This is a genomic window from Pseudomonas sp. GD03903 (assembly GCF_029840045.1).
GTDB classification, from domain to species: Bacteria; Pseudomonadota; Gammaproteobacteria; order Pseudomonadales; family Pseudomonadaceae; genus Pseudomonas; species Pseudomonas pseudonitroreducens.
Genome location: NZ_JAOCBT010000007.1, coordinates 274,493 through 296,823 on the forward strand (window position 1 = coordinate 274,493; position 22,331 = coordinate 296,823).

The window sequence follows — 22,331 nt, forward strand, 5'->3', positions numbered from 1 at the left end:
TAGGATGGCGTGGAGCGAAGCGATACCCATCAATTCGTGCACCGGCAGCATGGGTATCGCTGCGCTCCACCCATCCTACCCAGCTCGCTGCTGACCTCGGTGTGGCCGGGGGAGCAATCGCGGACGGAGTCCGCTCCTACGCCCTCGGAACCTTTCTCGCCAGGAGCGTAGGAGCGGACTTCGTCCGCGATCGTTTCGTCGCTGCACCTGCCTTCGAGTGGGCACACGAACGTTGACGGCCGAGCGATATGACGTCCGTTAGCCCCCTAAGAGAAGTGTTCGATATTCGCACCAATAGTCGATTATCGCATTGTTTGACCATTCCCCCGGCGGTACCTTTTTCCCACCCGCACCACCCCCTACAACGAGACCGACCATGGCTGAACTCCTGACTCTCCGCGAAGCGGTCGAGCGCTTCGTCAACGACGGCGATACCGTCGCCCTCGAAGGCTTCACCCACCTGATTCCGACCGCCGCTTCCCACGAGCTGATCCGCCAGGGCAAGAAAGACCTGCACCTGGTGCGCATGACGCCCGACCTGGTCTATGACCTGCTGATCGGCGCCGGCTGCGTGCGCAAGCTGACCTTCTCCTGGGGCGGCAACCCCGGTGTCGGTTCGCTGCATCGCCTGCGTGATGCGGTGGAGAAGGGTTGGCCGCGTGAACTGGAGATCGACGAGCACAGCCACGCCGATCTGGCCAACTCCTACGTTGCCGGTGCCTCGGGCCTGCCGTTCGCCGTGTTGCGCGCCTACGCCGGCTCCGACCTGCCGAAGGTCAACCCGAACATCAAGTTCATCGAGTGCCCGTTTACCGGCGAGCAACTGGCCGCCGTACCGTCGGTACGCCCGGACGTGACCGTGATCCACGCGCAGAAGGCCGACCGCAAGGGCAACGTGCTGCTGTGGGGCATTCTCGGCGTGCAGAAGGAAGCCGCCCTGGCTGCCAAACGCTGCATCGTCACCGTGGAAGAAATCGTCGACGACCTGAACGCGCCGATGAACTCCTGCGTGCTGCCGACCTGGGCGCTGTCCGCCGTCTGCCTGGTGCCCGGCGGCTCGCACCCGTCCTACGCCCACGGCTACTCCGAGCGTGACAACCGCTTCTACCAGGCCTGGGACCCTATCGCCCGCGACCGCGACACCTTCAACGCCTGGATCGATAGCTACATCCGCGGCACCCAGGATTTCTCTGAGTTCAAAGCCAAACTCGCGGAGGCCAAGTAATGAGCGCCTACAGCACCAATGAAATGATGACCGTGGCCGCCGCCCGCCGCCTGAACAACGGCGCCGTCTGCTTCGTCGGCATCGGCCTGCCGTCCAAGGCCGCCAACCTCGCGCGCCTGACTGCGTCCCCTGACGTGGTCCTGATCTACGAATCCGGCCCCATCGGCGCCAAGCCCAGCGTGCTGCCGCTGTCCATCGGCGACGGCGAGCTGGCCGAGACCGCCGACACCGTGGTGCCCACCGGCGAGATCTTCCGCTACTGGCTGCAGGGCGGGCGTATTGACGTCGGCTTCCTCGGCGCGGCCCAGGTCGATCGCTTCGGCAACATCAACACCACCGTCATCGGCGACTACCACAAGCCGAAGGTGCGCCTGCCCGGCGCCGGCGGCGCGCCGGAGATCGCCGGTTCGGCCAAGGAGGTGCTGATCATCCTCAAGCAATCGCACCGCACCTTCGTCGACAAGCTGGCCTTCGTCACCTCGGTCGGCTTCGGCGAGGGCGGCGACCATCGCCAGCAACTCGGCCTGCCCGGCAAGGGCCCGGTGGCGATCATCACCGACCTGTGCATCATGGAACCGGAAGCCGGCAGCAACGAATTCATCGTCACCTCGCTGCACCCGGGCGTGAGCCGCGAGCAGGTGGTCGAGAACACCGGCTGGGCGATCCGCTTCGCCGAAGAGGTGAAGGAAACCGTCGCCCCGACCGACGTCGAACTCGAAGCCCTGCGCGCCCTGGAAGCTCGCACCGCCGCCGCCCACGGCCAACTGGGAGGTGAGGAATGAGCCGCGACGTCTTCATCTGCGATGCCGTGCGTACGCCCATCGGCCGCTTCGGCGGTGCGCTGGCTGGTGTGCGCGCCGACGACCTTGCCGCCGTGCCGGTGAAGGCGCTGGTGGAGCGCAATCCTCAGGTCGACTGGGCCACGCTGGACGAGGTGTACCTCGGCTGCGCCAACCAGGCCGGCGAGGACAACCGCAACGTCGCGCGCATGGCGCTGCTGCTCGCCGGCCTGCCGGAGAGCGTGCCGGGCGTGACCCTCAACCGCCTCTGCGCCTCGGGCCTGGACGCGGTGGGCACCGCCTTCCGCGCCATCGCCAGCGGCGAGGCCGAGCTGGTCATCGCCGGCGGCGTCGAGTCCATGTCCCGCGCGCCCTATGTGATGGGCAAGGCCGACAGCGCCTTCGGTCGCGGGCAGAAGATCGAGGACACCACCATCGGCTGGCGCTTCATCAACCCGCTGATGAAGGCACAGTACGGCGTGGATGCCATGCCGCAGACCGCCGACAACGTGGCCGACGACTACAAGGTCAACCGCGCCGACCAGGACGCCTTCTCCCTGCGCAGCCAGCAGCGTGCCGGCGTCGCCCAGGCCAACGGCTACTTCGCCGAGGAAATCGTCCCGGTGGTGATCAAGGGCCGCAAGGGCGAGACCGTCGTCGACAGCGACGAGCACCCGCGCCCGGATACCACGCTGGAAGCGCTGGCCAAGCTCAAGCCGGTCAACGGCGAAGGCAAGACCGTCACCGCCGGCAACGCCTCGGGCGTCAACGACGGCGCCGTGGCACTGATCCTCGCCAGCGCCGAAGCGGTGAAGAAGCACGGCCTGACACCGCGTGCGAAAGTGCTCGGCATGGCCAGCGCCGGCGTCGCCCCGCGGGTAATGGGCATCGGCCCGGTGCCGGCGGTGCGCAAGCTGCTGGAGCGCCTGAACCTGTCGATGGAGCAGTTCGATGTCATCGAGCTGAACGAAGCCTTTGCTGCACAGGGCCTGGCAGTCACTCGTGATCTCGGCATCGCCGATGACGATGCACGAGTGAACCCCAACGGCGGCGCCATCGCCCTTGGGCATCCGCTGGGGGCCAGTGGTGCGCGTCTGGTGCTGACGGCGGTGCATCAGCTGCAGAAGTCCGGCGGCAAGCTGGGCCTGTGCACCATGTGCGTGGGCGTAGGGCAGGGTGTGGCGCTGGTCGTCGAGCGCGTGTGACGCCCCCTTGTAGGAGCGAGCTTGCTCGCGAACCCAGCCCCGCAGCGAGGTTTGTTCGCGAGCAAGCTCGCTCCTACAACTAGCAACTCTCCGGTCATACTGTCCCGACCACGCCCGCTGATCTCCGGAGCCAACCCGTGAGCACCAATCTTCTGTTCGACGCCTACTTCACCCAGCCTGCCATGCGCGCCATCTTCAGCGACCACGGCCGGGTGCAGGGCATGCTCGACTTCGAGGCCGCACTGGCCCGTGCCGAGGCTCGCGTGGGCGTGATCCCGGAGAGCGCCGTGGCGCCCATCGCCGCTGCCTGTCGTGCCGAACTCTACGACTTCGCTGCGCTGGCCCAGGCCATCTGCAGCGCCGGCAACTCCGCCATCCCGCTGGTGAAGGCGCTGGGCAAGCGCATCGCCGCCGAGGATGCCGAAGCCGAACGCCATGTGCACCTGGGCGCCACCAGCCAGGACGCCATGGACTCCGGTCTGGTCCTGCAACTGCGCGCCGCCATCGAGCTGCTGGAAAGCGACCTTGCCCAACTGGCCGGCGCACTCGCCGTTCAAGCACAGGCCCACGCCGGCACGCCCATGGTTGGCCGTACCTGGCTGCAGCACGCCACGCCGGTCACCCTTGGCATGAAGATCGCCGGCTGGCTGGGGGCGATCAGCCGCCATCGCCAGCGTCTGAACGAACTCAAGCCACGCCTGCTGTGCCTGCAGTTCGGCGGCGCCTCCGGCAGCCTCGCCGCGTTGGGCGAACAGGGCTTTGCCGTGGCCGAAGCGCTGGCTGAGGAACTGCACCTGCAATTGCCCGAGCAGCCCTGGCATACCCAGCGCGACCGCCTGGTGGAGTTCGCCAGCCTGCTCGGCCTGATCGCCGGCAGCCTCGGCAAGCTCGGTCGCGACCTCAGCCTGCTGATGCAGACCGAGGCCGGCGAAGTCTTCGAGCCATCCGCGCCGGGCAAGGGTGGTTCGTCCACCATGCCGCACAAGCGCAATCCGGTGGGCGCTGCCGTGCTGATCGGCGCGGCCACCCGCGCGCCGGGATTGGTCTCGACGCTGTTCTCGGCTATGCCGCAGGAACACGAACGCAGCCTCGGCCTGTGGCACGCCGAATGGGAGAGCCTGCCGGAGTTGTGCTGCCTGGTTTCCGGCGCGTTGCAGCAGGCGCTGCTCCTGGTGCCGGGCCTGGAAGTCGACGCCGAGCGCATGCTGACGAATCTCGACCTGACCCGCGGCCTGGTGCTCGCCGAAGCCGTGAGCATTGCCCTGGCCCAGCGCATCGGCCGCGATGCCGCCCACCACCTGGTGGAGCAATGCTGCAAGCAGGCGGTGAAGGAGGATGCGCACCTGCGCACCGTGCTCGGCGCCAATGCCGAGGTTGCCGAACAATTGAATGCCGATGAGCTGGATCGCCTGCTCGATCCGGCCCATTACCTGGGCCAGGCGCGCTGCTGGGTCGAACGCGCGCTGGCCGAACACCAAGCACTTTCCTTGCGCAAAGAATCCCGATAGGAGCCTTGCATGCCTGCCGTACGTCTCGCCGATGGCGACCTCAACTATCAACTGGAAGGCCCGGCTGGCGCGCCGGTGCTGGTGCTGTCCAACTCCCTGGGTACCGACCTGCACATGTGGGATGCGCAGCTCGCGACCTTCGCCGAACACTTCCGCGTGTTGCGCTATGACACCCGTGGCCACGGCGCCTCGCTGGTCACGCCTGGCCCCTACAGCATCGAGCAGAACGGCCGCGATGTGCTGGCGCTGCTGGACGCACTGGACATTCCGCGCGCGCACTTCTGCGGCCTGTCCATGGGCGGCCTGATCGGCCAGTGGCTGGGCGTCCATGCGCCGGAACGCATCGAGCGGCTGGTGCTGTGCAACACCGCCGCCAAGATCGGCACACCAGAGGTCTGGAATCCGCGCATCGACAGCGTGCTCAGCGGCGGTGCCGAGGCGATGCGCAACCTGCGCGATGCGTCGATTTCGCGCTGGTTCACCGCTGACTTTGCCGCGGCCGAGCCGGGCAAGGTCGAGGCCATCGTCGGCATGCTGGCGCAAACCTCGCCGGAAGGTTATGCGGCCAACTGCGCCGCCGTGCGCGACGCCGATTTCCGTGGCGAGATCGGCGCCATCAGCGCGCCGACCCTGGTGGTCTGCGGCGCCGCCGACCCGGTGACCACCACCGAGGACGGGCGCTTCCTGCAGGCGCGCATTCCCGCTGCCGAGTTGGTGGAGTTCCGCGCTGCGCACCTGTCCAACGTGCAGGCCGGCGATGCCTTCAGCCAGCGCGTGCTTTCCTTCCTGCGTGCATAACGGCTTTTGCTTTTCGTAGGAGCGAGCTTGCTCGCGAACCTGGGCCTTCGCAGCGGAGATTGTTCGCGAGCAAAGGCTAGGCGCCCCCCTCGGTCCTACAAGGTTCCGATTTGGAGTTTGAAATGGACGAGAAAGAGCGTTACGAAGCCGGCATGCAGGTGCGTCGCGCGGTGCTGGGCGATGCCCATGTCGACCGCAGCCTGGAGAAGCGCACGGACTTCAATGAAGAGTTCCAGGAAATGATCACCCGCCACGCCTGGGGTGACATCTGGACCCGCCCAGGCCTGCCGCGCCACACCCGCAGCCTGATCACCATCGCCATGCTGATCGGCATGAACCGCGAGGGTGAACTCAAGCTGCATCTGCGCGCCGCGCGCAACAACGGCGTGACCCGCGAGGAGATCAAGGAAGTGCTGCTGCAGAGCGCAATCTACTGTGGCATCCCCGCCGCCAACGCCACCTTCCACCTCGCCGAAGCGGTGTGGGACGAGCTGGGCACCGAGTCGCTGGACGACGCCTGATCGCCAGCGCAGGCGCTGCCCGGACCACGCATCCGGGCGGCGCCTGATTTTGCCGATAGGGTTCGCGAGCAAGCTCGCTCCTACAGGTTCGCCGACATGTTTTTTTGTAGGAGCGAGCTTGCTCGCGAACCTGCACGGGCATTGTGTATGACGAGCATCTAGCTCTTGCAGGAGCGGACTCCGTCCACGATAGGTCTGCATCGCGCCGGAAACCATCGCGGACGGAGTCCGCTCCTACGCGAGCAAGAGCCCCCACCCTAACCCTCTCCTGCAAGCGGGAGAGGGCTGGGGTGAGGGACATGCGTAGTCACTGCGCTCCCCAGAATCTCAGCTCTCCAGCTCCTTCCGATCCCTGAACAGCTCCAGCGCCTGCGGGTTGGCCAGTGCGTCGGTGTTCTTCACCGGTTGCCCGTGCACCACATTGCGCACGGCCAGTTCGACGATCTTGCCGCTGATGGTGCGGGGGATATCGGTCACCGCGAGGATCTTCGCCGGTACATGGCGCGGGGTGGTGTTGCTGCGGATGGTCTGGCGGATGCGTTCCTGCAGCGTTTCGTCGAGATCAACGCCGTCGCGCAGGCGCACGAACAGCACCACGCGCACGTCGCCCTGCCAGTCCTGGCCGATGGCGATGGATTCCAGCACCTGCTCGATCTTTTCCACCTGGCGGTAGATTTCCGCTGTGCCGATGCGCACGCCGCCGGGGTTGAGCACGGCATCCGAGCGACCGTGGATCACCAGGCCACCGTGTTCGGTCTCTTCGGCGTAGTCGCCGTGGGCCCAGACGCCGGGGAAGGTGGCGAAATAGGCGTCGAGGAATTTCTCGTTGTTCTCGTCGTTCCAGAAGCCCACCGGGATCGACGGGAAGTGCCGCACGCAGACCAGTTCGCCTTTCTCGCCGCGCACCGGCTTGCCGGCCTCGCCCCAGACTTCCACGGCCATGCCCAGCCCTTTGCATTGCAGCTCGCCGCGCCACACCGGCGCGGTCGGATTGCCCAGGGCGAAGCAGGAGACGATGTCGGTGCCGCCGGAAATCGACGACAGGCAGAGGTCGGCTTTCACATCGCGGTAGATGTAGTCGAAGCTTTCATGGGCCAGCGGTGAGCCGGTGGAGAGGAGCGCCTTCAGGCGCTCCAGCGAGTGGGTCAGGCGCGGCCGCACATTGGCCTTTTCCAGCGCAGCAATGTACTTGGCGCTGGTACCGAAGACGCTGATGCGCTCGGCGTCGATCAGGTCCATCAGCCGTTCCGGGCCGGGGTGGAAGGGCGAGCCGTCGTAGAGCACCAGCGTGGCGCCGACGGCCAGGCCGGAGACCAGCCAGTTCCACATCATCCAGCCGCAGGTGGTGTAGTAGAACAGCGTGTCGTCCTGGCCCAGGTCGACGTGCAGGCCATGTTCCTTGAGGTGCTGCAGCAGCACGCCGCCGGTGCCGTGGACGATGCACTTGGGCACGCCGGTGGTGCCGGAGGAGTAGAGGATGTACAGCGGGTGGTCGAAAGGCACCGGGGTGAACACGGGCTCGCCGCCGCTGCGGAAGAAGTCCTGCCAGAGGCTGACGTGCGCTTGTGTCTGGAAGTCGCTGCGGCGAGCGTGGCCATTGGCGTAGGGCACGATCAGCAACTGTTCCAGGCTTGGCAGCTGGGCAAGGATTTCGTTGAGCTTGGCGGTCAGGTCCAGCAGCTTGCCGGCGTAGCGATAGCCGGCGCAGGCGATCAGCACCTTGGGTTCGATCTGGCCGAAGCGGTCGATCACGCCCTGGGTGCCGAAGTCCGGCGAGCAACTCGACCAGGTGGCGCCGAGGCTGCTGGTGGCGAGCATGCCGACCACCGTCTGCCAGGTGTTGGGCATGAAGGCCGCGACCCGGTCGCCGACGCCCACCCCGGCTTCACGCAGCGCGCGTTGCAGGCCGGCGACCTGTGCGGCCAGTTCGGCGTGGCTGAGCACCTCGCGGCGTTCGTCCTCGCTGATGGCGATCAGCGCCGGCTGATGGTCGCGGCGGCGCAGCAGGTGCTCGGCGAAATTCAGGGTGGCGCCGGGGAACCAGCGCGCGTCGGGCATTTCCGGGCCTTCCTCGAGGACCGCCGTGGGCGCCTCGTGGAATTGCACGGCGAAGCTGTCGACGATGGCCAGCCAGAAGGCCTCGCGCTCGGCGATGCTCCAGGCGTGCAGGGCGGCATAGTCGGGCAGGTCGAGCCCGTGCTGCTGCGCCACCTTGCGGCGGAAGGCGTCCATGCGGGTGGCGGCGATGCGTTCGGGGGAGGGGGTCCACAATGGGGTCATCTTGGGCGTCCGTCCGGTTTTTCTTTCGAACCAGTGTGGCACGGGACGCCGAGATGTAGGAGACGAGGAAGGCTTTTGTAGGAGCGAGGGGACGCCTAGTCCTTGCTCGTGAACCGTGCCCGCAGCGGGGTTTGTTCGCGAGCAAGCTCGCTCCTACAGGTTCAGGCAGGCGCCTTAGCGTTTGGACAACTGCGCCTTGGCCACCCGCGAGCCGTTGGGCTTGTCGAGCACGGCGCAGATGCGCGCGCCGGCGTCGATCAGCTTGTCCAGGTTGATGCCGGTGTGGATGCCCAGGCCGTTGAGCAGGTAGAGCACGTCTTCGGTGGCGACGTTGCCGGTGGCGCCCTTGGCGTAGGGGCAGCCGCCGAGGCCGGCGACCGAGCTGTCGAACACCGCGATGCCTTCCAGCAGGCTGGCGTAGATGTTCGCCGTGGCCTGGCCGTAGGTGTCGTGGAAGTGCCCGGCCAGTTGCGCGCGCGGTACGCGTTGGCCGACGACTTCGAACATGTGCCGGGTGGCGCCGGCGGTGCCGACGCCGATGGTGTCGCCCAGCGAGACTTCGTAGCAGCCCATGGCGTGCAGTTCCTCGGCGACGGCTGCCACCTGCGCTGCGTCGACCTCGCCCTGGTAGGGGCAGCCGAGCACGCAGGAGACGTAGCCGCGCACGCGCACGCCGTGCTGGCGCGCCGCCTCCATCACCGGGACGAAGCGCTCCAGGCTCTCCTTGATCGAGCAGTTGATGTTCTTCTGCGAGAAGGCTTCGGAGGCGGCGGCGAATACCGCGACTTCCTTCACCCGGGATTCCAGCGCGGCTTCGAAGCCCTTCAGGTTTGGCGCCAGGGCGGCGTAGGTGACGCCGGCCTTCTGCTGGATGCCGGCGAAGACTTCCGCCGAGCCGGCCATCTGCGGCACCCACTTGGGCGAGACGAAGCTGCCGACTTCGATGTAGCCGAGGCCGGCGGCGGTGAGGTCATCGACCAGGCGAACCTTGTCGGCCACGGCGATGGGTTGCTTCTCGTTCTGCAGGCCGTCGCGCGGGCCGACTTCGACCAAACGGACGGATTGGGGCAGGGTCATGACTTGTCCTCGTTGGATTCGTGCGAAGGGCGGCTCTTCCTGTAGGAGCGAGCTTGCTCGCGAACGCATTGCACCCGAAGGGATCGGAGTGAAGCGGGTTCGCGAGCAAGCTCGCTCCTACAAAAGTTGTTTCGGCATCAATCAGCCAAGCAGGGCGCATAAAGCGGAACGCTTTATCCGCCGTAGTCTCGCGGCGGATAACGCTGGCGCGTTTTGCGCCCTACAAAGCCGGCGTCAGGCCGGCGCTTCTTCCAGTTCCACCAGCGCCGTGCCTTCCGACACCAGTTCGCCTTCGCTGCAATACAGCGATTTCACCACGCCGGCGTGCGGCGCGCGAATGCTGTGTTCCATTTTCATCGCTTCGAGCACCACCAGCGCGGCGCCGGCTTCGACGCTCTGGCCTGGTTCCACCAGGATGCGCACGATGCTGCCATTCATCGGCGCGCCCAGGCCGCCCTGGTGCGAGTGGGCGGCTTCGGCCTCGGCGATGGCGTCGAAACGCTGCACGTTGACCAGCTCACCGTTCCACTCCAGGTAGAGGCTGTCGCCGCGGCGGATCACCTGGTGGCGGCGGCGCAGTTCGCCGTCCTTCACGTCGAGCCACTGGCCATCGAGCTTGGCGATGCACTGGCCGTCGGCATGGCGCAGGCGCACGACCTGCGATTCGCCCTTGGCAGTCAGGTGCAGGTCGGTTTCGCCGGGCAGGCCGCTGCGCCAGCCGCTCTGGGCGGACCAGGGCGAGTGGGCGTCGTCGCCGCGTACGCGGGCGGCTTCGCTCTGCACCCAGGCTTCGCCGGCCAGTTGCCAGAAACGCTCGGGCAGGGCGGTCGGAGCGGGCAGCAGGGCATCCTGGTAGCGGGCGATGAAGCCGGTATCCAGTTCGCCGTCGGCGAAGGCCGGGTGGGCCAGTACGCGGCGCAGGAACGCCAGGTTGGTCTTGAAGCCGCCAACGGCGGTTTCCGCCAGCATCGACAGCAGGCGCTGGCGCGCTTCCTCGCGGTTTTCGCCCCAGGCGATCAGCTTGGCCAGCATCGGGTCGTAGAACGGTGAGATGTCGTCGCCCTCGCGGATGCCGCTGTCGGTCCGGCGGCCGGGGCCGGCAGCGGGTTCGCGGTACAGCGCGAGGTGACCGCTGGCAGGCAGGAAGCCGCCTTCAGGGTCTTCGGCGTAGAGGCGCACTTCGATAGCGTGGCCGTTCAGCGGCACCTGTTCCTGGGTGATCGGCAGCGGCTCGCCACGGGCGACGCGGATCTGCCAGGCGACCAGGTCGAGGCCGGTGATGGCTTCGGTGACCGGGTGCTCGACCTGCAGGCGGGTGTTCATTTCCATGAAGAAGAACTGGCCGCTGCCTTCGTCGTAGAGGAATTCGACGGTGCCGGCACCGACGTAGCCGATGGCCTGGGCTGCGCGTACAGCGGACTCGCCCATGGCGGCGCGCAGTTCGGCGGAGAGGCCCGGAGCCGGCGCTTCCTCGACGACTTTCTGGTGGCGACGCTGGATCGAGCAATCGCGCTCGTTGAGGTACAGGCAGTGGCCGTGCTGGTCGGCAAACACCTGGATTTCCACGTGGCGCGGCTTGGTCAGGTACTTCTCCACCAGCATGCGCGAGTCGCCGAAACCGGACTGCGCTTCACGCTGGGCGGATTCCAGCGCCTCGGCCAGTTCGGCCTCGCGCTCGACCACTTTCATGCCCTTGCCGCCACCGCCGGCAGCGGCCTTGAGCAGCACCGGGTAGCCGATGCGCTGCGCTTCGCGCTGGAAGGTGGCGTAGTCCTGAGCCTCGCCATGGTAGCCGGGCACCAGCGGTACGCCGGCGGTTTCCATCAGGGCCTTGGCCGCGGACTTGCTGCCCATGGCGTCGATGGCGCTGGCCGGCGGACCAAGGAACACCAGCCCGGCCTCTTCGCAGGCGCGGGCGAAGCCGGCGTTCTCCGAGAGGAAGCCGTAGCCGGGGTGGATGGCCTGGGCGCCGGCAGCTTTCGCGGCGGCCAGCACAGCGTCGGCGCGCAGGTAGCTTTCAGCGGGCTTGGCGCCGCCCAGGTCGATGGCGATGTCCGCCTCTTCGACGTGGCGGGCGTTGCGGTCGGTGGCGCTGTGCACGGCCACGGTGGTCAGGCCCAGGGCCTTGGCGGTGCGCATCACGCGGCAGGCGATTTCGCCGCGGTTGGCCACCAGCAGGGTATCGATCTTCTTCATCAGACTTGCTCCTGCCAGGCCGGTTTGCGTTTCTCCAGAAAGGCGCGCAGGCCTTCCTGCCCCTCGGGGCTGATGCGGATGCGGGCGATGGCGGCTTCGGTGTAGCGGCGGCGTTCGGGAGTGAGTTCGCCGGCGCCGATTTCGTGGAACAGCGCCTTGCAGGCGACCAGGGCCGCCGGGCTGTTGTTCAGCAGGTTGGCGATCCAGGCTTCGGCCTCATCGTCCAGTTCGGCAGCCGGATAGTGTTCATCGACCAGGCCCAGCTCGCGGGCACGGATGCCGCTGAAGCGCTCGGCGGTCATGGCGTAGCGAGTCGCGGCGCGCTGGCCGATGGCCTTGGTGACGAAGGGGCCGATGGTGGCCGGGATCAGCCCGATGCGCACTTCCGACAGGCAGAACTGCGCGTCCTCGGCGGCCAGCACCATATCGCAGCAGGCGGTCAGGCCGACGCCACCGCCGAAGGCCGCGCCCTGGACGATGGCGAGGGTCGGCTTGCTCAGCTGGTGCAGGTTGTAGAGCAGCTCGGCCAGTTGCTGGGCGTCGTTCAGATTGCCCTGGTAGTCCAGCTTCACCGATTCCTGCATCCACGCCAGGTCCGCGCCGCCGCAGAAGTGCTTGCCGCGTCCGCGCAGTACCAGCAGGCGTACGCGCTCATCGTTGGCCACGGCGTCCAGTGCCTGGATCAGCTCGGCGATGGTCCGGGCGTTGAAGGCGTTGTTCTTTTCCGGGCGGTTCAGCCACAGGCTGGCGACGCCGCGCGGGTCGATATCGAGCTCGATGTTTTCGAAAGTAGTCATTAGGGACTCCTGGGCCGCAGGCTGCAGGCCACAAGCTGCAGGCGAGAACTCTCTTGCCTGCCGCCTGAAGCCTGCTGCCTGCCGCCGCTTACATCCTGAATACGCCGAAGCGGGTCGCTTCGACAGGCGCGTTGAGCGAGGCGGAGAGGGCGAGGCCGAGCACGTCGCGGGTCTGTGCCGGGTCGATCACGCCGTCGTCCCACAGGCGCGCGCTGGAGTAGTAGGGGTGACCCTGGCGCTCGTACTGTTCGAGGATCGGCGCCTTGATCTTCGCTTCGTCTTCGGCGGACAGCGCAGAGCCTGCGCGTTCGGCCTGCTCGCGCTTGACCTGGGCCAGCACGCCGGCGGCCTGTTCGCCACCCATCACGCCGATCCGCGCGTTGGGCCACATCCACAGGAAGCGCGGGTCGTAGGCGCGGCCGCACATGCCGTAGTTACCGGCGCCGAAGCTGCCGCCGATGATCACGGTGAACTTCGGCACCTGGGCGCAGGCCACCGCGGTGACCAGCTTGGCGCCGTGCTTGGCGATGCCGCCGGCCTCGTACTTCTGGCCGACCATGAAGCCGGTGATGTTCTGCAGGAACACCAGCGGGATGCCGCGCTGGCAGGCCAGTTCGATGAAGTGCGCGCCTTTCTGCGCGGCCTCGGCGAAGAGGATGCCGTTGTTGGCGAGGATCGCCACCGGGTAGCCGTGCAGGTGGGCGAAGCCGCACACCAGGGTGGTGCCGAACAGCGCCTTGAACTCGTCGAATTCGCTGCCGTCGACCAGCCGCGCGATGATCTCGCGCACGTCGAAGGGTTGCTTGCTGTCCACTGGGATCACGCCGTACAGCTCGTCGCTGGCGTACAGCGGGGCACGCGGGGTGCGGGTGTTGAGCTTGCCCTGCTTGCTCCAGTTGAGGTTGGCGATGCAGCGGCGGGCGATGGCCAGCGCGTGTTCGTCGTCCTCGGCGTAGTGGTCGGCGACGCCGGAAGTCTTGCAGTGTACATCGGCGCCGCCGAGGTCCTCGGCGCTCACCACTTCACCGGTGGCGGCCTTCACCAGCGGCGGGCCGGCGAGGAAGATGGTGGCCTGGTTGCGCACCATGATGGTCTCGTCGCTCATCGCCGGCACGTAGGCGCCGCCGGCGGTGCAGGAGCCCATCACCACGGCGATCTGCGGGATGCCCTGGGCGCTCATGTTGGCCTGGTTGAAGAAGATCCGGCCGAAGTGTTCGCGGTCGGGGAAGACTTCGTCCTGGCGCGGCAGGTTGGCGCCGCCCGAGTCCACCAGGTAGATGCACGGCAGGCGGTTCTGCTGGGCGATGGTCTGGGCGCGCAGGTGCTTCTTCACGGTCAGCGGGTAGTAGCTGCCGCCTTTCACCGTGGCGTCGTTGCCGACGATCATGCATTCCACGCCTTCCACCCGGCCGATGCCGGCGACCACGCCGGCGGCAGCGACGTCTTCGCCGTACACCTCATGGGCGGCGAGGGCGGAGACTTCGAGGAAGGGCGAGCCGGCGTCGAGCAGGCGGTTGATGCGCTCGCGCACCAGCAGCTTGCCTCGCGCGGTGTGCTTGGCCTGGGCGGCGGCGCCGCCGCCTTCATGGACGCGGCCGAGGACGGCGCGCAGGTCCTGGACGTTCTCCAGCATGGTCGCGGCGTTGGCGGCGTATTCCGGGGAGCGCGTATTGATCTGGGTGCTAAGAATGGTCATGGCGGACTCCGTCCGAGCTGCAGGCTTCATGCTGCAGGCGGCAGGCAGGCCTGGAGCCTATGGCCTGCCGCCTATAGCCGCTGTTATTTCGTTTCGTTGAACAGCTCGCGGCCGATCAGCATGCGGCGGATTTCGCTGGTGCCGGCGCCGATCTCGTAGAGCTTGGCGTCGCGCAGCAGGCGGCCGGTGGGGAACTCGTTGATGTAGCCGTTGCCGCCGAGAATCTGGATGGCGTCCAGGGCCATCTGGGTCGCGCGTTCGGCGGTGTAGAGGATCACCCCGGCGGCGTCCTTGCGGGTGGTCTCGCCACGGTCGCAGGCCTGGGCCACCGCGTACAGGTAGGCGCGGCTGGCGTTGAGCTGGGTGTACATGTCGGCGACCTTGCCCTGGATCAGCTGGAACTCGCCGATGCTCTGGCCGAACTGCTTGCGGTCGTGGATGTAGGGGACGATCACGTCCATGCAGGCCTGCATGATGCCGATCGGGCCGCCGGCGAGGACTACACGCTCGTAGTCCAGGCCGCTCATCAGCACCTTCACGCCGCCGTTGACCGCGCCCAGCACGTTCTCTTCCGGCACTTCCACATCATCGAAGAACAGCTCGCAGGTGTTCGAGCCGCGCATGCCCAGCTTGTCGAACTTGCTGCCACGGCTGAAGCCTTTCCAGTCGCGCTCGACGATGAATGCGGTGATGCCGTGGGCGCCTTTTTCCGGCTCGGTCTTGGCGTAGATCACATAGGTGTTGGCGTCCGGGCCGTTGGTGATCCAGGTCTTGCTGCCGTTCAGCACGAAACGGTCGCCGCGCTTCTCGGCGCGCAGCTTCATCGATACCACGTCGGAGCCGGCGTTGGGCTCGCTCATGGCCAGGGCGCCGATGTGCTCGCCGCTGATCAGCTTGGGCAGATACTTGGCTTTCTGCTCGGCATTGCCGTTGCGCTTGATCTGGTTGACGCACAGGTTGGAGTGCGCGCCGTAGGACAGGCCGACCGACGCCGAGCCGCGGCTGATCTCCTCGATGGCGATGACGTGGGCCAGGTAGCCCATGTTGGCGCCGCCGTATTCCTCCGCGACGGTGATGCCGAGCAGGCCCATGTCGCCGAACTTCTTCCACATGTCCATGGGGAACAGGTTGTCCGCATCGATCTGCGCGGCGCGCGGGGCGAGTTCGCTGGCGACGAAGCCCTGCACCTGCTCGCGCAGCATGTCGATGGTTTCGCCGAGGCCGAAGTTGAGGGAGGGGTAGCTCATGGAATCACCTGTACTTGTATTTGTAATCGGATGAGAGAGCGGGCAGGGCGGCGAGATCAGCTCGTGGCGCGCTGCTTGCGGGGTTTGTCGGTCTCGGCCATGGCCGCCAGGCAGCGCTCCTCGGCCGTGTCCAGTTCCAGTTTCATCTGCTCGATGTCGAGCAGTTGCTGTTCCAGCTGCGCGCGGCGCGCGGTGATCTTGTCGAGGAAGGTCTGCAGCTGCCGGGTGTTGCCGCTGCTGGGGTCGTAGAGGTCGATCAGCTCCTTGCACTCGGCCAGCGAGAAGCCGATGCGCTTGCCGCGCAGGATCAGCTTCAGCGCTACCAGGTCCTTGGGGCTGTAGATGCGCTCCTGGCCACGACGCTCGGGGCTGAGCATGCCCTGCTCCTCGTAGAAGCGGATGGCGCGGGTGGTGACGTCCAGTTCGCGGGCCAGCTCGGAGATGGTGTAGGTCGTGGGCATGGGAATCTTCTTGCTCGGTTGTTTACCTTTACGTTAACGTAAACCTGCCTGGGGTCACTGTCAATACAACGCCAAGGCGGCGTAGGAAGGTTCTGGAAAGGTTTGTTGGCGCGGGAATTGCCTCGTGCTCGCTACGAATCTTCCTGCTGGGGACTTCCCCTTTACGGACGCCGCCTGCGGGTGTACACAGCCCTGACCAGCCTGCGAGTTCTGTGTCCCTGCCTCCCTGAACAGGGGCGCCGAACCTACCGGAGCGATGCATGACTACAAGAACAATAAGCAGCGATCTGCTGCGTGAAGCCCACTTGGCCCGTGAACGCCTGCAACAGGAAGGCGAGGTCCCCAGCGGCGTGCTCCGCGAGGAAATCGACGCCTCCTGGCGGCGCAGCCTCGGTCACGGCCTGGACTGCGCCAGCGGCACCGAACACGGCCTCGAGACGCGGGTCAAACCTGACGTGCTGCTGGCCGGCAATCGCCTGCTGCTCGACGCCGCCACCCCCGAACTCGATTATCTGCACCAGCGCCAGGGTCACGATGGCGTGATCATCCTGGCCAACGCCGACGCCACCATCCTGTCCGTCGAAGGCGCGCGCGAGCGCATGCAGAGCAAGGGCCTGGCCGATATCGTCCAGGGCGCCTGCTGGAGCGAGGCCTCGCGTGGCACCAACGCCCTGGGCACCGCGCTGGTGGAAAAGCGCGCCACACAGATCGACTGCGGCGAGCACTTCCTCGACCGCCTGAGCCGCTTCTCCTGCACTTCGGTGCCCATCGAAGGGCCGCAGGGCACGTTGCTCGGCGTGCTCGACATGACCCGCGAAGGGCCGCTCTCCGGCCCGCGGGAAAGCCTCTCGCTGCTCAGCCTGGCGGTGTTCCAGATCGAGGCGCGGCTGTTCGCTGTCAGCCATCCGGGGCAGGTGGTGATCGCTTTCCATTACCGCCGCCAGTACCTGGATTCCGCCTGGCAGGGCCTGCTGGCGCTGGGGCTGGACGGCAAGGTGCTGGCCGTCAGCGGCCAGGCTTGCCAGTTGCTCGGCGCCAACCGTGAAGCACTCGTCGGCCGCCGCAGCGAAGACTTCCTCGGCCTGCGCGGCGAGCAGCTTATCGCGCGGCTTTACCAGGGCGGCGTGGGCAGCCTGCAGACGCCCAAGGGCGAGCTGTTCTACAAGACCCTGCAGGCGCCGCTGCGCAGCCATGCCGTGCCGGTCAGCGCCCGTGCGCCGCGCCCGGCCGCCGGCCAGGAACTCGAAGCCCTTGCCGGCAATCACCCGCGTTACGCCCGCGCCCTGCGCATGGCGCGCCAGGGGCTGGTGAATGAACTGCCGGTACTGCTGCTGGGCGAAACCGGCAGCGGCAAGGAAGTCGTCGCCCGCGCCCTGCACCAGGCCAGTGCGCGCAGTGACAAACCCTTTGTCGCGGTGAACTGCGCGGCGATTCCCGAAGGCCTGATCGAGTCCGAGCTGTTCGGCTACCGCGATGGCGCCTTCACCGGCTCGCGGCGTGGCGGCATGGTCGGCCGGCTGCAGCAGGCCCATGGCGGCACGCTGTTCCTCGACGAGATCGGCGACATGCCGCTGGCCCTGCAAGCGCGACTGCTGCGCGTATTGCAGGAGCGCAAGGTGGCGCCGCTGGGTGCTGGCGAGGAGCAGGACATCGACATCGCGCTGATTTGCGCGACCCACCGCGAGCTCAAGCGCCTGGTGGAAGAGAAACACTTCCGCGAGGACCTCTACTACCGCGTCAACGGCATCAGCGTGAAGCTGCCGGCGCTGCGCGAGCGCGACGACCTCGCCGAGCTGGCAACCGGCGTGCTGGCTCGTCTCGGTGCGCCGAAGGTGAAACTCTCCGCCGAACTGCTCGGCCTGCTGCGCGAATACCACTGGCCGGGCAACATCCGCCAGCTGGAGATGGTCCTGCGCACGGCGCTGGCGATGCGAGAGGACGGCGAAGACGAGCTGTGCCTCGATCATCTGCCCGACAGTACCCTGGACGAACTCGCCGCCGGCGAGCGCCCGCAGAGCGGCAGTATCCGCGAGAACGAGCTGGAACTGATCCGCCAGGCGCTGGAGCGCCACCAGGGCAACGTCTCTGCTGCTGCCGACGCGCTGGGCATCAGCCGCGCCACGCTGTACCGCAAGCTCAAGCAACTCAAGGTGGGCTGATGTTCTTCACCCGCCTGATCGACAGCGACGACCCGCAGCAACTCAAGGCCTCGCTGCGCTGGCTGTATGCCTTCGTGCGGCCACACAAGGCGGCCATCGCCGGTTTGCTCGGATTGTCGTTCTGCGCATCCCTGCTGGTGCTGGCGCAACCCTGGCTGACCAAGCTGCTGATCGACGATGGCCTGCTGGCGAAGGACTTCCCGGTACTGGTGATGGTGGCCGGCGCGATGATCGTCGTCGGCCTGGTGGGCACGGCGTTGTCCGGCCTCAACCGCTTCCTGCACACGCGGCTGTCCGGGCGCATCCTGTTTTCCCTGCGCGATGCGCTGTACCGCCACCTGCAGACCCTGTCGCCGAGCTTCTTCGGCCGCCGCCGCATCGGCGATCTGATGTCCCGCCTGGATGGCGACGTCGCGGAAATCCAGCGCTTTGCCGTGGACTCACTGTTCTCTGCCGTTTCCAGCGTGATCGGCCTGATCGGCGCGCTGGCGCTGCTGCTTACCCTGTCGTGGAAGCTGTCGCTGCTGGTAGCGCTGCTGATCCCGCTGGACGTGCTCTGGCTGCGCTGGATGCGGCGCAAGGTCGAGCGCGAGGCGCGCGGGTTGCGTGAGCGCTCGGCGGACCTCTCGTCGTTCTTCGTCGAGACCCTGCCGGCGATGAAGTTCATCCAGTCCGCCGGCCAGCAGAGCCGCGAAGCCGGGCGCCTGGAGGGCCTGGGTCAGGGTTATCTGGGGCAGTTGCTGCGCCTGCAACTCACCGAGTTCTTCACCCAGGCGGTGCCGGGCACCTTGATGTCGCTGTCCCGCGCCTGCGCTTTCCTGGTCGGTGGTTACTGGGTAGTGCAGGGCACCTGGCAGCTGGGTTCGCTGATCGCCTTTTCCACCTACCTGGGCATGGCCATCGGGCCGGTGCAGAGCCTGCTCGGCCTGTACGTGGCGCTGCAGCGCATGACCGTCAGCCTGGGCCGGGTGATGGAGCTGCGCGGCGAGGAAGCGACCATCGTTTCACCCGCCGCACCACGGCCGATGCCGTCGGTGGGCGAGCTGCGCCTGGAGAATCTGCACTACGCCTGGCCGGGCCGTGCGCAGGCCGTATTGCAGGACGTGCAGGCCGTTATTCCCGCGGGCCTCAAGGTGGCGCTGAGCGGCCCCTCCGGCGTTGGCAAAAGCACCCTGATCGACCTGCTGCAACGCTTCTACGACCCCGACCAGGGGCGCATCCTGCTCGACGGCATCGACTTGCGTGAGCTCGACCTGCACGCCCTGCGCCGGCGCGTGGCGGTGGTCAGCCAGGATATCGTGCTGTTCCGCGGCAGCCTGGCCGACAACCTGGCCTATAGCGCACCCGAGTCGAGCCGCGAAGCCATCGACAGGGCCGCCCGCGCGGCGCAGCTGGACAGCCTGATCGCCAGCCTGCCCGAGGGCCTCGACAGCCCGCTGGGCGAGCGCGGCCAGCAGCTTTCCGGTGGGCAGAAACAACGCATCGCCATCGCCCGCGCGCTGTTGCAGGACCCGCTGATCCTGGTGCTGGACGAGGCTACTTCGCAGGTGGACGAGAGCACCGAGCGCGAGGTGATTGCTGCCATCGACCGGTTGTTCGCCGGGCGCACGCGACTTTTGATCAGTCACCGTACGTCGACACTGGCGGCAGCCGACCTGCATCTGGAATTGCAGGAGGGGCGGATGCGCGTGCGCGAAGCGCAGCCGGTGCAGCGACATGAAGCCTGAGCTGCGGGTTGGGGTGGTCGACAGTGGTTTTGCCGAGTCGCATTCAGCGAACGTACGCGCTGCGCGACGTTTCTTCCTCACCGACACCGGCCATGCTGAAGGCGAGCCCCAGGTGGATGCCCTTGGCCACGGAAGCGCTGTCTGCGAAGCCATTCTTTCCCATGCGCCGGCCGCGCACTTGTGTGTCGCCCAGGTCTTCGATGAGCGCGGTGTAACCAGTCCGTTGCAGATCGCCGCCGCACTGCACTGGCTCGGCGAGCAGGGCGTGCGGGTGATCAACCTGAGCCTGGGTGTGCGTCAGGATCGGCCGATCCTGCGCGAGGCCGTGGCGGAGCTGGTCGAGGCGGGCGTGATCGTTTGCGCGTCCAGCCCGGCGCGGGGTGAAGCGGTTTTTCCGGCGGGCTATCCCGGCGTAATCAGGGTGACGGGTGATGCGCGCTGCGGTGAAAAAGAGTGGTCTTGGCTGGATAGCCCGCAGGCGGATTTCGGCGCGGCAGTGAAGGTTGCCGGGCGTTCCGGGGCGAGCCTGGGGTGTGCAGCCTTCAGCGGCCATCTGGCGGCGCTGCTTGCGGAGCGGTCGGAGCTTTCGAATGTGCAGGTCATTGAGGTGATGCGCGAGCGGGCGGTTTTTCGGGGGATCGAGCGGAAGGTGCGTTTGTGAGTCATGGTCGAGTTTTTGCCCCTCACCCCAACCCTCTCCCGGAGGGAGAGGGAGAGGGCCAGGGTGAGGGCCTCCGTAGCATGAGTGAATGCCCGATCCTGATTCTCGGCGCCGGCCCCGCCGGAGCCACCGTCGCGCTTGGCCTGCGCCGTCTCGGCCATGCCGTCGCCGTGATCAGCGAATGGCGCCGCTTCGCCGCCGTCGAAGGTATTTCCCAGCGCGTGCTCGAAGGCCTGCGCAATTCCGGCTTGAAGCACGCACTGGAATGCGCCGCGCCACCGTCACAGCGTCGCGTGCACTGGAACGGCGTGGAAAGCGCGCAGAACATCGAATGCATCCTCGACCGCCCGCGCTTCGATGCCGGGCTGCGCGAGGACCTGAAGCAGGCGGGCGTTGAACTGATCGAGGCCCAGGTGCTGGCCGTGGCGGAAGAAGGCCCCGGCTGGCGCGTGAAACTCGATAACGGCCGGGAAGTGCAGGGTACTTTTCTGGTCGAAGCCCGTGGCCGCCAGGCACCCTTGAATCAAAAGGGCCAGAAGGCCCGGCGCGGCCCGGAAACCCTCAGCCTGCTCAACCGCTGGCAGGGCGAGCCCGGCCCGCTGGCGACGGCGGTGGAAAGCCTGGCCGATGGCTGGGCGTGGATGGCGCGGCTGGAGGATGGGCGCTGCTACTGGCAACTGACCCTGGACGTCGCCAGCAGCCAGTTGCCGCCGCGCGAGCAGTTGCTCGCCTACTGCCGCGAGCGCCGCGCCACGTCGCAGCTGGTCCGGCAATTCTTCGGGGATGCCGAGGAGCGCGAACTGGACCTGCACGCCCGCAGCAGTACGGCGATCCTCTGCCTGGAAGCCTGTGGCGACACCTGGATTCGCGTGGGCGATGCGGCGATGGCGGTGGACCCGCTGTCCGGCAATGGCATCTTCCAGTCGCTGTCATCGGCGTTGCAGGCGCCACTGGTGATCAACACGCTGCTGCGTGCGCCGGAGCGGGCTGAATTGGCCAAGCGCTTCCACCAGCAACGGGTCGAGCAACTGTTCCTGCGCTTTGCCCGTGTCGGCCGCGACTTCTATGCCAGCGAAAATCAATGGACCGACCAGCCGTTCTGGCAAGCCCGCCGCGCCTGGCCGGACGAGCAGCCGAGCCATGTGCCGACGGACTTCGCCAGCCTGCGCATCGAACGAGCGCCCGTGCTGAAGGGCGAGTTCGTCGACGAGGCGGAGGTGGTGGTCAGCGCCGACCAGCCGCTGGGCATCTGGCATCTGGATGGCCTGGAGCTGGCGCCCTGGCTGCGGCGGCTACGCACGGAGCCCGAGGGCCAGGTGCTGGCGGACTTGCCGCCGGAGCGTCGCCGGGCCTTCCAGGGCTGGCTGCTGTCTCAGGGCTATCGGCCGCAGCTTTAACCACTTCACGGATTTTCGAGGCTGCGCTGGGCGATGATGCACGGCTGCCCGATGGAGAATCCCATGGCCTTCCTGCGATCCGCCTTTGCCCTGTCGCTGATCCTGCTGACGCTCTTCGATACTTCGCTCGCGGCTTCGACGTCGGCGACCGATGCCGCCAGCGCGGAACGCTTCCTGCGCCAGCTGTACGCCAGCTATTCGCCGGACGGCCCGGGCGTGCCGAACAAGACGCTGAAGGAAGAGGACGTCTACGATGCCTCGCTGATCGCCCTGATGAAAGCCGACCAGGACGCCGCCGGAGGCGAGCTGGGCTACCTCGGTGGGGACCCGCTGTGCGATTGCCAGGACTGGGGCGATATCAAGGTGAAGTCGCTGGATTTTGCCGCGGTGGACGACGAACGCCTGAAGGCCCGGGTGGTGCTCAAGGACGCACTGACCGGAGAGGACCGCGATCTTGGCCTGCTGTTGCATCGCACGGCCGGGGGCTGGCTGGTCGAAGACTGCTTCAATGAGCAGGGCAGCCTGGCGGAGAACCTGCGGCATAGCACACAGGAACTCCTGCGCTTGAAGAAGGATGCGGCCCAGCCCTGATATCGC

The 22,331-nt window shown here is 67.1% G+C and carries 18 protein-coding genes; 11 read left to right on the forward strand and 7 right to left on the reverse strand.

The window, feature by feature from the left end; genetic code table 11:
* The first annotated feature begins 376 nt into the window (after positions 1 to 376).
* The 6 genes from N5C91_RS14030 (at position 377) to pcaC (ending at position 6,036) form a co-directional block, all read left to right on the forward strand.
* A complete protein-coding gene (locus N5C91_RS14030) occupies positions 377 to 1,225 on the forward strand; it encodes a CoA transferase subunit A (protein ID WP_279830160.1) in 849 nt (282 codons plus the stop codon).
* A complete protein-coding gene (locus N5C91_RS14035) occupies positions 1,225 to 2,007 on the forward strand; it encodes a CoA-transferase subunit beta (RefSeq protein ID WP_236199807.1) in 783 nt (260 codons plus the stop codon). The genes N5C91_RS14030 and N5C91_RS14035 overlap by 1 nt, the downstream gene beginning before the upstream one ends.
* Positions 2,004 to 3,209: a 3-oxoadipyl-CoA thiolase gene (gene pcaF / locus N5C91_RS14040; RefSeq protein WP_279830161.1), complete on the forward strand. Its 1,206-nt coding sequence runs from the start codon at positions 2,004 to 2,006 to the stop codon at positions 3,207 to 3,209. The genes N5C91_RS14035 and pcaF overlap by 4 nt, the downstream gene beginning before the upstream one ends.
* Positions 3,210 to 3,346: 137 nt before the next feature.
* Entirely contained in the window at positions 3,347 to 4,717 is a 1,371-nt protein-coding gene (locus N5C91_RS14045) for a 3-carboxy-cis,cis-muconate cycloisomerase (protein ID WP_276574797.1), read from the forward strand.
* Positions 4,718 to 4,726: 9 nt separating this feature from the next.
* The gene (gene pcaD / locus N5C91_RS14050) at positions 4,727 to 5,515 is read left to right on the forward strand and encodes a 3-oxoadipate enol-lactonase (protein WP_279830162.1); all 789 of its coding nucleotides are present in this window, start codon (positions 4,727 to 4,729) and stop codon (positions 5,513 to 5,515) included.
* Positions 5,516 to 5,637: 122 nt separating this feature from the next.
* Entirely contained in the window at positions 5,638 to 6,036 is a 399-nt protein-coding gene (gene pcaC, locus N5C91_RS14055; protein ID WP_279830163.1) for a 4-carboxymuconolactone decarboxylase, read from the forward strand.
* Between the two features lie 327 nt (positions 6,037 to 6,363).
* Here the strand turns inward: pcaC and N5C91_RS14060 are convergent, their stop codons facing one another.
* From N5C91_RS14060 to N5C91_RS14090, 7 genes are all read right to left on the reverse strand, one after another.
* Positions 6,364 to 8,316, reverse strand: a complete 1,953-nt coding sequence (locus tag N5C91_RS14060; RefSeq protein WP_279830164.1) for an acetoacetate--CoA ligase — start codon at positions 8,314 to 8,316, stop codon at positions 6,364 to 6,366.
* Between the two features lie 174 nt (positions 8,317 to 8,490).
* Positions 8,491 to 9,393 carry a hydroxymethylglutaryl-CoA lyase gene (locus tag N5C91_RS14065; protein ID WP_279830165.1) on the reverse strand — a complete coding sequence of 301 codons (903 nt, stop codon included), beginning with the start codon at positions 9,391 to 9,393 and terminating at the stop codon, positions 8,491 to 8,493.
* A 234-nt stretch (positions 9,394 to 9,627) separates the two neighbouring features.
* Positions 9,628 to 11,589 (reverse strand): acetyl/propionyl/methylcrotonyl-CoA carboxylase subunit alpha, encoded by a 1,962-nt coding sequence (locus N5C91_RS14070; RefSeq protein ID WP_279830166.1) that lies wholly within the window; start codon positions 11,587 to 11,589, stop codon positions 9,628 to 9,630.
* A complete protein-coding gene (locus tag N5C91_RS14075) occupies positions 11,589 to 12,386 on the reverse strand; it encodes a gamma-carboxygeranoyl-CoA hydratase (protein WP_236199814.1) in 798 nt (265 codons plus the stop codon). The genes N5C91_RS14070 and N5C91_RS14075 overlap by 1 nt, the downstream gene beginning before the upstream one ends.
* An 88-nt stretch (positions 12,387 to 12,474) precedes the next feature.
* Positions 12,475 to 14,082, reverse strand: coding sequence for a carboxyl transferase domain-containing protein (locus N5C91_RS14080; RefSeq protein WP_279830167.1), 1,608 nt, complete (start codon positions 14,080 to 14,082; stop codon positions 12,475 to 12,477).
* Positions 14,083 to 14,165: 83 nt separating this feature from the next.
* Positions 14,166 to 15,329: an isovaleryl-CoA dehydrogenase gene (locus N5C91_RS14085; protein WP_236199816.1), complete on the reverse strand. Its 1,164-nt coding sequence runs from the start codon at positions 15,327 to 15,329 to the stop codon at positions 14,166 to 14,168.
* A 56-nt stretch (positions 15,330 to 15,385) separates the two neighbouring features.
* Positions 15,386 to 15,790 carry a MerR family DNA-binding transcriptional regulator gene (locus N5C91_RS14090; RefSeq protein WP_017517789.1) on the reverse strand — a complete coding sequence of 135 codons (405 nt, stop codon included), beginning with the start codon at positions 15,788 to 15,790 and terminating at the stop codon, positions 15,386 to 15,388.
* 260 nt (positions 15,791 to 16,050) lie between these two features.
* On the opposite strand from N5C91_RS14090, the gene N5C91_RS14095 reads away from it, so the two are divergent.
* From N5C91_RS14095 to N5C91_RS14115, 5 genes are all read left to right on the forward strand, one after another.
* On the forward strand, positions 16,051 to 17,949 hold the full coding sequence (locus N5C91_RS14095) for a sigma-54-dependent Fis family transcriptional regulator (protein ID WP_279830168.1): 1,899 nt from the start codon (positions 16,051 to 16,053) through the stop codon (positions 17,947 to 17,949).
* Positions 17,949 to 19,676 carry an ABC transporter ATP-binding protein gene (locus tag N5C91_RS14100; protein WP_236175808.1) on the forward strand — a complete coding sequence of 576 codons (1,728 nt, stop codon included), beginning with the start codon at positions 17,949 to 17,951 and terminating at the stop codon, positions 19,674 to 19,676. Before N5C91_RS14095 ends, N5C91_RS14100 begins: the two co-directional genes overlap by 1 nt.
* Entirely contained in the window at positions 19,666 to 20,337 is a 672-nt protein-coding gene (locus tag N5C91_RS14105) for a S8 family serine peptidase (RefSeq protein ID WP_279830169.1), read from the forward strand. Before N5C91_RS14100 ends, N5C91_RS14105 begins: the two co-directional genes overlap by 11 nt.
* 80 nt (positions 20,338 to 20,417) lie before the next feature.
* A complete protein-coding gene (locus tag N5C91_RS14110) occupies positions 20,418 to 21,734 on the forward strand; it encodes an FAD-dependent monooxygenase (protein ID WP_279830170.1) in 1,317 nt (438 codons plus the stop codon).
* A gap of 63 nt (positions 21,735 to 21,797) precedes the next feature.
* Positions 21,798 to 22,325, forward strand: a complete 528-nt coding sequence (locus N5C91_RS14115; protein WP_279830171.1) for a DUF3828 domain-containing protein — start codon at positions 21,798 to 21,800, stop codon at positions 22,323 to 22,325.
* Positions 22,326 to 22,331 lie beyond the last annotated feature (6 nt).